The sequence below is a fragment of the Rhizobiaceae bacterium genome (assembly GCA_023953835.1).
Lineage (GTDB): Bacteria > Pseudomonadota > Alphaproteobacteria > Rhizobiales > Rhizobiaceae > Mesorhizobium_G.
Genome location: JAMLJB010000001.1, coordinates 328,056 through 341,564, shown reverse-complemented (window position 1 = coordinate 341,564; position 13,509 = coordinate 328,056). Strand labels below are relative to the sequence as shown.

General features: G+C 62.1%; 8 protein-coding genes. 4 read left to right on the top strand and 4 right to left on the bottom strand.

Annotated elements, in window-relative coordinates; translation table 11 throughout:
* Positions 1 to 8: 8 nt before the first annotated feature.
* The gene (locus tag M9924_01620; protein MCO5063092.1) at positions 9 to 821 is read left to right on the top strand and encodes a uracil-DNA glycosylase; all 813 of its coding nucleotides are present in this window, start codon (positions 9 to 11) and stop codon (positions 819 to 821) included.
* On the opposite strand, the gene M9924_01615 is transcribed toward M9924_01620, so the two are convergent.
* The 3 genes from M9924_01615 to M9924_01605 all read right to left on the bottom strand — a co-directional run bounded on the left by M9924_01615 (position 818) and on the right by M9924_01605 (position 6,156).
* The gene (locus M9924_01615) at positions 818 to 2,680 is read right to left on the bottom strand and encodes an ABC transporter ATP-binding protein/permease (GenBank protein ID MCO5063091.1); all 1,863 of its coding nucleotides are present in this window, start codon (positions 2,678 to 2,680) and stop codon (positions 818 to 820) included. The two genes, M9924_01620 and M9924_01615, sit on opposite strands and share 4 nt — an antisense overlap.
* Positions 2,681 to 2,893: 213 nt before the next feature.
* Positions 2,894 to 3,847 (bottom strand): DMT family transporter, encoded by a 954-nt coding sequence (locus tag M9924_01610; GenBank protein MCO5063090.1) that lies wholly within the window; start codon positions 3,845 to 3,847, stop codon positions 2,894 to 2,896.
* Positions 3,848 to 3,852: 5 nt separating this feature from the next.
* A complete protein-coding gene (locus tag M9924_01605) occupies positions 3,853 to 6,156 on the bottom strand; it encodes a xanthine dehydrogenase family protein molybdopterin-binding subunit (protein ID MCO5063089.1) in 2,304 nt (767 codons plus the stop codon).
* 142 nt (positions 6,157 to 6,298) lie between these two features.
* Between M9924_01605 and pepN the strand changes: the two genes are divergently transcribed.
* The 3 genes from pepN (at position 6,299) to M9924_01590 (ending at position 12,009) form a co-directional block, all read left to right on the top strand.
* The gene (gene pepN / locus M9924_01600; GenBank protein ID MCO5063088.1) at positions 6,299 to 8,935 is read left to right on the top strand and encodes an aminopeptidase N; all 2,637 of its coding nucleotides are present in this window, start codon (positions 6,299 to 6,301) and stop codon (positions 8,933 to 8,935) included.
* Positions 8,936 to 9,062: 127 nt separating this feature from the next.
* Complete coding sequence (locus tag M9924_01595; GenBank protein ID MCO5063087.1) at positions 9,063 to 11,375, top strand: ATP-binding protein; 2,313 nt, start codon at positions 9,063 to 9,065, stop codon at positions 11,373 to 11,375.
* A 1-nt stretch (position 11,376) separates the two neighbouring features.
* A complete protein-coding gene (locus M9924_01590) occupies positions 11,377 to 12,009 on the top strand; it encodes a DUF922 domain-containing protein (GenBank protein ID MCO5063086.1) in 633 nt (210 codons plus the stop codon).
* On the opposite strand, the gene M9924_01585 is transcribed toward M9924_01590, so the two are convergent.
* Positions 11,987 to 13,417: an AMP nucleosidase gene (locus M9924_01585; protein MCO5063085.1), complete on the bottom strand. Its 1,431-nt coding sequence runs from the start codon at positions 13,415 to 13,417 to the stop codon at positions 11,987 to 11,989. The two genes, M9924_01590 and M9924_01585, sit on opposite strands and share 23 nt — an antisense overlap.
* Between the last annotated feature and the right edge of the window lie 92 nt (positions 13,418 to 13,509).

The window sequence follows — 13,509 nt, the reverse complement described above, 5'->3', positions numbered from 1 at the left end:
TGTGCGTTATGACTCCCTCAACCGACAAGCCGTCCAGTCTCGCGGACCTGCTCGCCTTCTATGCCGAGGCGGGCGTAGACGAGCCGCTTTCCGAAGAACCGGTGGACCGGTTCGCCGCAAGCACGGCGCGCCGGGCAAAGCCGCCGCAGCAAGGGCCGACTGCGCAGTCGGCTCCACCTGAGCCCGCGCGCGCCGCGCAATCCGCCCCGGCAGTGCCGGACGAGGGACAGGCAAAGCTCGCGCGTGAGCTGGCGTCGGCAGCAACCACGCTGGACGAACTGCGCGCGGCGATGGCCTCATTCGAGGGCTGCAACCTGCGCCTGACCGCGAAGAACCTCGTATTCGCCGACGGCAACCCGGATGCAGACCTGATGCTGGTCGGCGAAGCGCCGGGCAGGGATGAGGACATTGAGGGCCTGCCGTTCGTGGGCCGCTCGGGGCAATTGCTAAACCGGATGCTTGCCGCCATCGGGCGCGACCGCACGAGCGCCTATATCGCCAATGTCATACCCTGGCGACCGCCGGGCAACCGCACGCCGACGCCCATCGAAACTGAAATCTGCCGCCCGTTCATCGAACGCCAGATCGAGCTTGCCGCCCCGAAGGTGCTTGTCACCCTCGGCGCGCCGTCTTCGCGGACATTGCTGCGCACAACCGAAGCGATCACGCGGCTGCGTGGGAACTGGCGGGTGTTCACCACTCCGTCGGGCGTCGAAATCCCGGCCATGCCAAGTTTGCACCCGGCCTATCTGCTGCGCACACCCGCGCACAAGAAGCTCGCATGGCGCGATTTCCTGGAGGTCAAGGCGAAGCTTGGCTAAACGGCCAGCGGCTTCGTTTGCGAGGAAACCAGCCTGAGTTCTGCGCCGGTGCGCTGGCCAAGCGCTTCCTTGACCGCGATGCCGTCGATGAAGCGGACCACACTGTCGTAGAAGGGTGAGCCGGTTCCCGAACGCGGCGGATGAGCTTCATGCATGACGCTCACCACCGTTGCGCCGGGACATCCGTCCTTGATCGCCTGATGGTAGGCGATCTTGGCGGAAGGATCGAGCGCGCCTGTGGCCTCGTCAAGGAAGAGCAGCCCCGGGCGATGCAGCAGGATTCGCGCCAGCACAAGCTTCTGCTTCTGGCCACCTGAGAGCGTGTCGTCCCAGGATTTACCCTCACGGGCGAAACTGCCCAGATATTCGATGAACTCGCCAAGGCCCGCGCGGTGCAGGGCCGCCGCGACACGCGCATCGGTATGCGGTTCCTCGGTCTCCGGCAGGCAAACCAGTTCCTTCAAGGTCAGCTTGGGAAGCTTGACGTCCTGCGCCGCGTAGAACACACGCAGGCCCTCCTTGACGGTAACTTCGCCCACGCCGTGCGGCCACAGGCCGTTGATCGCCTTCATGAAACTGGTCTTGCCGCAACCGGATTCGCCCTGCACGAAGGTCCACTCACCCGGCAGGAAGCGAAGTTCCTGCGCGGTCACGAACGGCTCGGCGCTTGCACCCTCGTGCAGCAGTTCCAGCTTGCGGACGGTGAGGGCGAACACATCTTCCTGCCTGTTGAAGCGGAAGTCGCTACGGCCCGTATTGCGGTAGAACTCGGTCGGCTGCTGCACGGTCTCAATGGCTTCGGCAAGGTCCGTGATGCGCCGCACATTTGCCCTGAGATTGGCGATCTCCGGCATGACGCGGATGAACCACGAGAACTGGCCGATCAGCGAATTTATCAGTTCAGCCCCGGTGATGTAGGACTTCAGCCCGATGCTGCCCTGCATGTAGGGTAGCAGCAGCGGCGCATAGGCCACCACACGCGCGCCGAGGAAATTGTAGATGCGTTCGAACGATTCGTAGCTGGAATTGAAGATGTTCAACTTCGACCAGGTGCGATCGATGTCGTCGTACAGCCGGGCATGCATCTGCCTTTGCACCGTTTCGCCGCCCGATGCCGCCACCTGAAACGATCGCCGCAGGAAAGTCGTCAGTTCGCCGCGATAGGTAGCTTCCGCCTGCTGGATCGCAATGGTCAGTCGTTCGAGGATGCGTCCCAGCCTGAGCGCGATCCAGGTGTTGAGCGGCACGTAAACGACAATGGCTGCGAATGCGAGGATCGCGCTGCCATAGACGCCCAGAAATTCGAAGCCGATGACGACCGTCGAGGTTTCGATCAGCTTCATGCCGACGAAGTAGAGCGAGGTGACGACGCCCAGTATGCCCATGGCCAGCCCGATGGCCCCGCCCGTCATCTGCTTGATGGAGTCCTGCACGCGTTGGTCGATATTGTCGGGGGCAGGGCTGGCAAGGCCGGCTTCCTTGCCCTCATGCTGCAAATGGAAGTGCGTGTGATTGTCGTCCAGCAGCGCTTCGTTGAACCGGCTGTTTAGCCAGCCGCGCCATTTGCGGTGCAGCGTCGAGGAAAACAGGTGGCGAATGCCGATCACGCCGACATCCTTGGCGAAGGTGACCAGCACCAGCATTCCCGCAGCCGTCAGCAGGTTGTCGAGGGGCGCCGCATTGTGCGGGCTGTGGAAATAAGCGATTGAGTTGACGAGTTCGGCGGAATATTCGGCCCACCACACGCCCATCTTGCTGGAGACAGCCGTCAGCACGGCAATGGCCAGGGTCATGCCCCAGGCTTCTTTCCAACGATCCGAGAGCCAGTAGGCTCTCATCAATCCCCAAAAGCCTCGCATCGATGAGACCGGGGTAAGCTGCGAATTGTTTTTCTTGTTGTTGCGCTGCCTGCCGGTCTTACCGAGCATCGGCCCCGCTGCCGCTGCCCGAATCATAAGATTCCACCCTCTCCCCATATTCCATGGGTACCGTAACACATGCGACCAAGTTGGGAACCTTTAAGGTTAACGATTGGTTACACGTACGATCCCAGCGGGCTCCGGCTCCTGCCTTTATTGGGGTGGTGTGACTTTTCGCGCACGCCCTCTTTGTAGCCCCAACTGCCGTTCCCGCCAGATGATGAAAATACCGGAACCGATAACGATCAAGCCGCCAATGATCATGTGAACGGTTGGCACTTCGGCGAAAACGGCGTAGCCGATGGCTAGGCCAAGGATGAGGGAGGTGTATTCGAAGGGCGCAATTGTGGAAGCCTGGGCGTACCTGTACCCCTCCGTCATGAAGATCTGGGCGACACCGCCGCAAACCCCAGCAAGCACGAGGAAGACGATCTGCTGACCGCTGAGGGAAGCCCAGCCGAAGGGAATCGTGAACAAGGCGATAAGGCTCGCCGAAGTGGAGAACCAGAGCACTATGGTCGCACTCGTCTCCGTAGTGACAAGGTTCCGGATCTGAAGCATGGCTACTGCGGAAAAGGCGGCAGCAAGGAGTGCGGCGGCCACGCCCGTGATTTCCCGGTTTCCGAGGCCGCTTCCGCCCAGCACGGACAGTTTCGGCCAGGACACGATCACCACGCCGATCAATCCCAAGACAACAGCACCCCAACGGTAGGCGCGAACAGGCTCTCCCAGAAATATTGCGCTGAACGCGACGACCAGCAGAGGTTGCGCATAGTTGAGTGCGATAGCCTCGGGCAGGGGGAGGCGGGTCAACGCGAAGAACCCCAGACCCATTGCCACGACGCCGATGACGCCGCGATAGATGTGGCCGATCGGTCGGTCGGTCTTGAAACCGTTGCGCAGTTCCCCTTGATAGCCAAGAAACAGCAGGATCGGGAAGATCGCGAAGAAGGAACGAAAGAAGACGATCTGGCCGGCCGGCACGTCGCCGGACGCCTTGATGAAAGACTGCATGGAGACGAAAATAGCGACCGATGCGACCTTGAACAAAATTCCGGTCAACGGCCTGTCGCCGACCCGCGAGGCCGAGGCCGGGACATCATCCATATTCTCTATCCTTTGACCGTCTGAATGGTCTCCCAGACGCGGAGCGGCGTGGTCGGCATTTCAATGTGGCGTATTCCATAGGCGCGATAGAGCGCGTCGGTAACCGCGTTGAGCACGGCAGGCGTGGCGCCGATGGTTCCTGCTTCGCCCGCCCCCTTGATACCGAGCGCATTGGTCGTGGACGGCACATTTCGCGTCTTGAAGGCAATGGTTGGCAGGTCGCTTGCGCGTGGCATCGCATAGTCCATGAAACTCGCTGTCAGAAGCTGACCGTCTTCCGCATAAACCGCGCTTTCCGTCAATGCCTGACCGAGCCCCTGCGCCACGCCGCCATGCACCTGCCCGGCCAGCAGGATCGGGTTCACCGTCGCGCCAAAATCGTCGACGATGGTGTAGGCAACGACGTGCGTTTCGCCGGTTTCCGGGTCGATCTCGACCTCGCACACATGCGTGCCGTTGGGGTAGGTTGCCTCGTCCTGAACGAACTCGCCGAACCCTTTCAGGTCTTCCGGCTTCTTCGCGGCCTTGGCAAGACCGGCGAAGTCGATGCTGCGGTCGGTGCCGACGATACGCGCCGTGCCGTCCACCAACTCGATGTCGGCGGGCGAAGCCTCAAGCTCGTCCGCAGCGATTGCCTTGAGCTTTTCCGCAAGGTCCTCTCCGGCCCGCGCCGCCGAAACGCCGCCCAGCGGGATCGAGCGCGAGCCGCCGGTTCCGCCCCCCGTCGGTAGATCGTCCGTATCGCCTTGCCGCACCTTGATGCGGTCGATGTCGATGTTCAACTTCTCGGCGATGAACTGGGCATAGGCGGTTGCATGTCCCTGTCCGTTGGACTGGGTACCGATCAGCATCGTCACCGTGCCGTCGCCGTTGAGTTCGACATGTGCGGCCTCCGATCCGGCAAACGCGCACGCCTCCACATAGGTGGCGAGGCCGATCCCGCGGATCTTGCCCTCGGCCTTCGATGCTTCGAGCCGCGCCTGGAAGCTTTTCCAGTCGGAGCTTTCGAGCGCGGCATCGAGATGCCCCTCGAATTCACCCACGTCGTAGAGCCTGCCGGTCGCGGTCCGGTAGGGGAATTGCTCTGGCCGGATGAAGTTGCGGCGGCGGATTTCGTCGGCCGGCAGTCCCATGTCGCGCGCGCAGGCATCCACCAGTTTTTCAAGCAGGAAGGCCGCCTCCGGGCGTCCCGCGCCCCGATAGGCGTCCACCGGGCAGGTGTTGGTGTAGACGGCGGTGATGTCCACGTCGATTGCCTGAATGTCGTAGACGCCAGTGGTCATCGACACCCCGATCGTCGGGATGTAGGGCCCGTACTGGTGTATATACGCGCCCATATTGGCGATCAGGTCGATATCGAGACCGAGGAAGCGCCCGGTCTCGTCCATGGCCATCGCGGCCTTCACGACATTGTCGCGCCCTTGCGCATCCGTCAGGAAGTGCTCGGTGCGATCGCCGGTCCACTTGACCGGTCTGCCGAGTCGCTTAGCGGCCTCCATGACGAGCGGATATTCGCGATAGACGAAGCTCTTCGGGCCGAAGCCGCCGCCGACATCGGGCGTAATGACGCGAAGCTGCTTGGCATCTATGCCGAATATGCCTGTGAGAATCTTCTGCATGCCGTGCACGCCCTGCGAGCCGGTGGTCAGCACGAAGCGGTTTTCCTCGGGCTTCCACTCGGCGATTGCCGCGCGCGGTTCCATGTAGTTGCAGATGAGGCGATTGTTGGTGAAGGCGATCGTCGTCACGCGGGCGGCTTTTTCAAATGCCGCCTTCGTCTTTTGCCTGTCGCCGATGTGGTATGTGAACGCCTCGTTGGTGCCCAGTTCGGGCCAGACCAGCGGGGTACCCGCGTCCAGCGCCGTTGCGGTGACTGCGCCCGCGTCCTCACTGTCGAAGTCGATCTCTATCAGTTCGGCGGCGTCCTGTGCGATCTCGCGGCTGTCGGCAACCACCAGTGCCACGGCGTCGCCGACATAGTGCACTTTGTCGATGCAGAGGATCGGGATGTCGCGGGTGGGTCGTCGCGTGCCGTCGGCCTGTTTCGGCATGCCGCCCGAGCGCAGCGGCTTGAGGTGTTTCAGGTCCTCGCCCGTCAGGACGAGGTGCACGCCCGGGGTCTCTCGCGCGGCATCGGTGGCGGTGATCCGGAACGACCCATTCGCGACCGGCGAGCGCAGGATATAGCAATGCAGCACGTCCTCGGGCTGGATGTCGTCGGTGTAGCGTCCGGCTCCCCTGATGAAAGTCGGGTCCTCGACGCGGAGGACAGAGGCCCCCATTCCGAACTTCGGCGTGGCGATTGTCATGTGAATTGTCCCTTGCAGCGGCTCGGGTGATTTGTGGAAGGATTGATCGCAGTTTTGCCAAGCCGGCGTTTTGTGTAAAGGGCACTGTCTCGATTTTGTTGGGCCAACCGCATCTGAGTCGCCGGTTGGAGACGGGAGTGGAATGCGAACCGACAGTGGCCAGATCGTGCGCCTCGAAGATTATGCGCCGAGCGACTACCTGATTCCACAGACTCATTTGACGTTCAGGCTGGGCAGCGAGCGCACCATTGTCATCGCCGAAATGAGCATCGAGCGTCGCGACGGCGCGGGGCCTGGAACGCCCCTGGTACTGGACGGCGACGAGCTTGAACTGCTCTCGCTGGAGATCGACGGGCGGGAACCCGCACGCACTTCCTTCAAGGCGACGCCGCAAAGGCTCACATTGCTCGAACCGCCCGCATCTGGGCAGTTCACGATCAGAATCGAGACCGCGATTGCGCCCTCGACCAATGAAAATCTCATGGGTCTGTATCGCTCCAACGGCGTGTACTGCACGCAGTGCGAGGCGGAAGGATTTCGCCGCATCACCTATTTCCTCGACAGGCCGGATATCCTGTCGATCTATACGGTGCGCATTGAGGCGTTGAAGTCGCAGGCGCCGGTTCTCCTTGCAAACGGTAATCCGGTTGAGCAGGGGAACCTGGACGGCGACCGCCACTATGCGGTCTGGCACGATCCATTTCCGAAACCGTCCTATCTGTTCGCGCTCGTTGCCGGCGATCTCGCTCGCGTGGGCGACAATTTCGTCACCGCCTCGGGACGCAGGGTCGACCTCGGCATCTATGTTGAGCACGGGAAGGAAAAGCGCGCGGCCTATGCCATGGACGCACTGAAGCGCTCGATGCGGTGGGATGAGGAGGTGTTCGGTCGCGAATACGATCTCGACATCTTCAACATCGTGGCCGTGTCCGACTTCAATTTCGGCGCGATGGAAAACAAGGGCCTCAATATCTTCAACGACAAATATGTGCTGGCCGACAGGATGACCGCGACGGATACGGATTTCGCGAATATCGAGGCAATCGTCGCGCATGAGTATTTCCACAACTGGACCGGCAATCGCATCACCTGCCGGGACTGGTTCCAGCTCTGCCTCAAGGAAGGCCTCACGGTCTTTCGCGACCGCGAATTTTCCGCCGACCAGCGTGAACGTACCGTGCGGCGCATCGCCGACGTTAAGGGCCTCAAGGCACAGCAGTTTCCCGAGGATCAGGGGCCTCTCGCGCATCCGGTCCGGCCCCGGCGCTACCGCGAGATCAACAATTTCTACACGGCGACCGTCTACCAGAAAGGGGCGGAAATCGTGCGGATGCTGAAAACGATCATCGGTCCGGACCACTTCCGCGCGGGCATGGAGCTCTATTTCGAACGTCATGACGGGCAGGCCGTCACAATCGAGGATTTCCTGCAGGTCTTCGCGGACGTGTCGGGGTTCGACCTGAGCCAGTTCGCGCTGTGGTATCATCAGGCCGGGACGCCACACGTCGAGGTAAGGTACGCCTATGACGCCCGGCGCAGGACCTTCACCGTCGAGCTTGAGCAATCGGTTCAGCCGACGCCTTCGGAACAGCGCAAGCGGCTGATGCACATACCGCTTTCCTTTGGTCTGGTGGGGCCGGATGGCCGGGATGTCTCCTATGCGTCGGTTGATGGCGGCCTAGTGTCGGGCGGCACGATGCATCTCAAGCGTCGCCGCCAGACATTTCGGTTCACGGATGTCGCGCAGCCGCCGGTGCTTTCGATCAATCGCGGGTTTTCCGCTCCGGTTACGCTCTCCGGCGGCCACGGGCAGAAGGACCTGATATTTCTCGCCCGGCATGACAGCGACCGTTTCGGGCGCTGGCAGGCGCTGAACGATGTGCTGATGGCGAAGCTCGCCACTGCCTCGCGCCGCAAGCGCAGCGAGGAAGCAGCCGCAGAGATCACGCAATTGCTTGGCGAACTGGCTGCCGATGAAAGCCTTGCCCCCGCCTATCGCGCGCAGATGCTCACGCTGCCGTCAGAGTCGGATGTCGCTCGCGAGCTTGGAGCCCGCGTTGACCCGGATGCAATTCTGGCGGCGCGCGAGGAACTCGTGCAGGCGATTGCTGCAACGAATGCGGCCGCCTTCGCATCGCTCTACGACGCAATCGAACCGAAGGGTCGCTTCGTGCCCGATGCAACGGGCGCCGGAAACAGGGCGCTGCGCAACATATTGCTCGACTACCTCGCGACGCATGAAGGCGCACCCGAAAGGGCGAGCGCGCATTTGGAACAAGCGACCAACATGACGGACCGCTTCGCCGCGCTCAATGTGCTGCTCCACCGCCATGGAACGACCGATGCCGCACGCGACGCGCTTGCGTCCTATGAGCGGCAATTCGGAGACGATCCGCTGGCGATGGACAAATGGTTCATGGCGCAGGCGACGGTTCCGGGTAAAGCAACCGTCGAAACGGTGCGCAAGCTGATGCGGCATCCACATTTCGCCATCACCAACCCGAACCGCGTGCGTGCGCTGGTCTTCACGTTCGCCAGCGCGAACCAGACCGCGTTCCACGCACTGAACGGCGCGGGATACGAACTGCTCGCCGAAACGGTGCTGGAGGTTGATCCGCGCAATCCGCAGCTCTCGGCCAAGCTGGCGACGAGCTTCCGCTCCTGGCGTTCCGTCGATGCGCCGCGTCAGGCCCGTGCGCGAAAGGTGCTCCTTGCAATCGCGGCGCGCAAGTCGCTCTCCCCCGATCTTCGCGATATTATCGACCGTACGCTCGCCTGAGCGCGCCAATCCGAAAAAAGAACAGGAACGGGCTGGACAAGCCGAATCGCGAGTGATTCTTTATGGATGATTCGGGCGTATCGCGTTGCCGGGTCACTCAACGATAAAACCGCATGGGGAGCCGAATATGGCATTCGCGGACGCGTGGAGCGCGGCCGGCAGGAGTTTTTTTGCCCGCAAGCCCCGCAGAGGCCGTATCGAAGAGATACACGGCTATGAGCAGCCGGGCTATCAACGCCTGATTACCGCTGAACCTTTGCTTCGCCGCGCCATTCCCGCGCTTATCGTGGTGTTCCTCTGCGCGGTTGCCGCCGCGCGTTTCATGGCGCTGATGGACCTGCGCAACGAGATCGAACTTGCGGCAAGCTCCGCGCTGACGCAGACGACTGCGCAGATGGCCGCCGACCTGAACGCCGCGCCGAATGCGGATCAGCAACGGCGCGTTGCCATCATAGATGCGGCCTCGCAGCATGGGGCAATCGGCCAGCATCATGTGCTGGCGATCACCGATCGCAGCAATCGCATCCTCGCAGCCAGCCAAACGGCGGGGAGCTGGATCGGCGCGGAATTCAACCGCCTCGCTTCTGGCGCGGATGCACTGCTGGTGCTCGGCGAACATGCAGGTGTGAGGCCGGTCACCGTCGACGGAACGATATGGCTCGCGGCGGCGCGGCGTACCGCCGACGGCAAGGCCGCCGTGGTAACCATGGCGCCTCGCGATGCGCTGCTTGCGACCTGGCACCGCGAACTGTCGCTGAACGTCACGCTTTTTCTGCTGACGACCGGCGTCATGCTCGTCATGCTCTATGCCTATTTCAGCCAGGCCGCGCGTGCGCAGGCGGCTGACCGCATCTTTGTCGAAGCCCACCAGCGCATCGACCTTGCGCTGGTCCGCGGGCGCTGCGGCCTTTGGGACTGGGACATGGCGCGAGGCCGGATGTACTGGTCACGCTCCATGTACGACATGCTCGGATACAGGCCGCGCGACGGCATGCTCTCCTTCGGTGATGTAGACGCAATCATCCATCCCGAGGACGCCGATCTCTTCAGCCAGGCGGACGCCATCGTTTCCGGCGAGACGAACCAGATCGATCAGGTCTTTCGGATGCGTCATGCCGAGGGACGCTGGGTCTGGATGCGCGCTCGTGCACAGGTGGTGGACCCCGGCGCGCCGGAACTGCATCTGATCGGCATCGCCGTGGATGTCACCGAGCAACGCCATCTCGCGCTGCGTTCGCAGGCGGTGGAGGAACGTCTGCACACGGCGGTCGAGCGCATTTCCGAATCCTTCGTGCTGTGGGATGCGCAGGGCCGGCTCGTCATGTGCAATGAGAAGTTCAAGCTCGACCATTGCCTGTCGGAGGATGATGTGCGTCCCGGCACGCCGCGAACCACCATCGAGGGTCGCCGCAGCGCCTATCTGTCGGAGCGGCGGCTGGCCAATGCGAACGGAGCGCGCGGCGCGGCCTCATTCGAACGGCAGCTTGCCGACGGGCGCTGGGTTCAGGTGAACGAACTGAAGACCGACGACGGCGGCGTCGTCTCCATTGGCGCCGACATCACGCAGTTGAAGCAGCAGCAGGCCAAGCTGACCGAAAGCGAGCGTCGCCAGATGGCGACCATTCACGACCTTTCCATCGCGCGCCGGGCGGCGAACGAGCATATGCATCAGCTTGAAGAGCTTAACCGCATCTGCATGCGCGAAACCGAGCGCGCGGAAGCCGCCAGCCGGGCGAAATCCGAGTTTCTCGCCAACATGTCGCATGAGTTGCGCACGCCGCTCAACGCGATCATCGGCTTTTCCGAAGTCATGAGCGCCGGGCATTTCGGCCCGCTCGGCAATGAGCGCTATGTCGAATACGCCACCGACATCAGGCTTTCGGGCGAGTACCTGCTCGGCGTCATCAACGACATTCTCGATATGTCGAAGATCGAGGCGGGACAGTTCGCGGTCGAACCGGAGGAAATCGACCTCTGCCCGCTCATCAAGGAGACAGTCCGCGTCATCGCAATTCAGGCCGCGGCGAAGTCGATCACCGTCAAGACCGAGATTGCCCCGGCAATGACCATTTTCGCCGACAAGCGCGCCATGAAGCAGATCATCATCAATCTCCTGTCGAACGCGGTGAAGTTCACCGGGCAGGGCGGGGAGATTGTCGTCAAGGCGCGCAAGACGGACCGGGCGCTTCTCTTGGCCATCGAGGACAATGGATGCGGCATCCCGAAATCGGCGCTGCGAAAGCTCGGTCGCCCGTTCGAGCAGGTGCAGAACCAGTTTTCGAAGAACCACACAGGTTCAGGTCTCGGATTGGCGATCTCGCGCTCGCTGGCCGAACTGCATGGCGGGGCGCTCAAGATTCGCTCCACGGAAGGCCAGGGCACCATCGTTTCCGTCCGCATCCCTGCCAAGGAGCAATCCGCCATGGCCGAGGCGGCGTAGCTTGCCGCTCGTCAATATCTTGTGCCGGCTGATTTCGGCCGGAATCTGCCTTGTACTTGTCTCCCTTCCCGTGCGGGCGGAGGAATCCGCCATCGGCAAGGTTCTGGAAAAGACCTATGCCATCAAGGGCGGCACGGCCTATGATTTGTATGTCTCCATCGGCGAAAAGGGGCCGAGCGGTGCAATTGCCCATACCGACTACAACCTGACCTGGAAGCGCCTTTTTGATGAGGAGGGTGGAGCATGCAGCCTGGTGTCGGCCCGCCCGGTATTCACCACGACCTACATCCTCCCCAAGCCCACCGGCAAGCTGAAGCCTTCGCTTGATGCGCTTTGGAAGGAATTCATCGCGGGAATTCGCGCGCATGAAAAACGCCACGGTGCTATGCTTCAGGACATGGTGCGAACCACGCAGCAGCGCATCGCCGGGGCGCGCGTCGAAAACGACAGGAGCTGCGCCAAGGTCAAGCGCGTTGTTTCCGACATCATCGAGCAGGAACGGCAGAACTACAAAGCGCGCAGCCGCGATTTTGACCGGGAAGAATTGCGGGAGGGCGGCAATCTGCACCGCCTCATCCTGAATTTCGTAAACGGCGACAGGCAGGCTCCGGCTACTGGAACGCCGTCTCCGTGAAGCTGCGAAGCTTGCGCGAATGGAGGCGATCCGCCGGCATTTCAGCAAGCTTTTCCATTGCGCGAATGCCGATCTTGAGATGTTGGGCAACCTGCCGCTTGTAGAAGGCACTGGCCATGCCGGGCAGTTTCAACTCGCCGTGCAACGGCTTGTCCGACACGCAAAGCAAGGTGCCGTAGGGCACGCGGAAGCGGAAGCCGTTTGCGGCAATGGTGGCCGACTCCATATCCAGCGCGATGGCGCGCGATTGGGACAGGCGCTGCACGGGTCCGCGCTGGTCGCGCAATTCCCAATTGCGATTGTCGATGGTCGCGACCGTGCCGGTGCGCATGATGCGCTTGAGGTCGTATCCGGACAGCCCCGTCACCTCCGCGACGGCCTCCTGCAAGGCAACCTGCACCTCCGCCAGCGGCGGAATGGGCACCCAGACCGGCAGGTCGTCGTCCAGCACGTGGTCCTCGCGCACATAGGCGTGCGCAAGAACATAGTCGCCCAGTGCTTGTGTGTTGCGCAAGCCGGCGCAGTGGCCGAGCATCAGCCAGGCATGGGGCCTTAGCACGGCCACATGGTCGGTGATGGTCTTGGCGTTGGACGGGCCGACGCCGATATTGATCATCGTGATGCCGCCATGACCTTCTTTCTTGAGATGATAGGTCGGCATCTGCGGCATGCGCGGCGGGGTGGCGCCGCTTTCCGGTGCGTTCTCGCCCGCCCGGGTAATCAGATTTCCTGGCTCGACGAACGCCGAATAGCCGTGCCCGCCGTCCGCCATGAGATCGCGCGCATAGACGCAGAACTCATCGATATAGAACTGGTAGTTCGTGAAGAGCACGAAGTTCTGGAAGTGGTGAGGCTCGGTCGCGGTGTAGTGCGACAGCCTGTGCAGCGAATAATCGACGCGCTGCGCCGTGAACGGAGCCAGCGGCCTCGATTCGCCCGGCATGACCTCGAACGTGCCGTTGGCAATGTGATCGTCCGTACCGTCGAGGTCGGGCACGTCGAACAGGTCGCGGATCGGGTATTTCAGCTTTTCCGCGATGGTCCCGTCGACATGGGTGCCTTCATAGAACGCGAAATGAATGGGAATCGGCGTTTCCGATTCTCCGACCACGACCGGGACGCCATGATTGCGGATGATGAGCCGCAATTGCTCGATGAGATAGGTCTGGAAAAGATCGGGCCGGGTGATGGTCGTCGCGAAATAGCCGGGGGTCGGCATGTGGCCGTAAGCCTGCCGCGAGTCGATCTGCGCATAGGAGGACGTTTGCACGCCGACTTCCGGGTAGAAGGCCCGGTAGCGCCGGTCGGTTGCTCCGCCTTGCGCCAGGCTCGCAAAGGAATCACGCAGGAATTTCGTATTCCGCTCATAGAGCTTGCGCAACGCCGCGACGGCTTGGGCGGGGTCCATGAAGCTTTGCCGGGGAAAAGGCTCCGGGCTTGATATTATGTCGATTGGTTCGGGGTAGATTCTGTTTTCCATGACCCACTATAGAGGTTCGC

Coding starts and splice junctions, on each gene's coding strand:
- M9924_01620 (MCO5063092.1), top strand. CDS start 9: ATGACTCCCTCAACCGACAAGCCGTCCAGTCTCGCGGACCTGCTCGCC.
- M9924_01615 (MCO5063091.1), bottom strand. CDS start 2,680: ATGCGAGGCTTTTGGGGATTGATGAGAGCCTACTGGCTCTCGGATCGT.
- M9924_01610 (MCO5063090.1), bottom strand. CDS start 3,847: ATGGATGATGTCCCGGCCTCGGCCTCGCGGGTCGGCGACAGGCCGTTG.
- M9924_01605 (MCO5063089.1), bottom strand. CDS start 6,156: ATGACAATCGCCACGCCGAAGTTCGGAATGGGGGCCTCTGTCCTCCGC.
- pepN (MCO5063088.1), top strand. CDS start 6,299: ATGCGAACCGACAGTGGCCAGATCGTGCGCCTCGAAGATTATGCGCCG.
- M9924_01595 (MCO5063087.1), top strand. CDS start 9,063: ATGGCATTCGCGGACGCGTGGAGCGCGGCCGGCAGGAGTTTTTTTGCC.
- M9924_01585 (MCO5063085.1), bottom strand. CDS start 13,417: ATGGACCCCGCCCAAGCCGTCGCGGCGTTGCGCAAGCTCTATGAGCGG.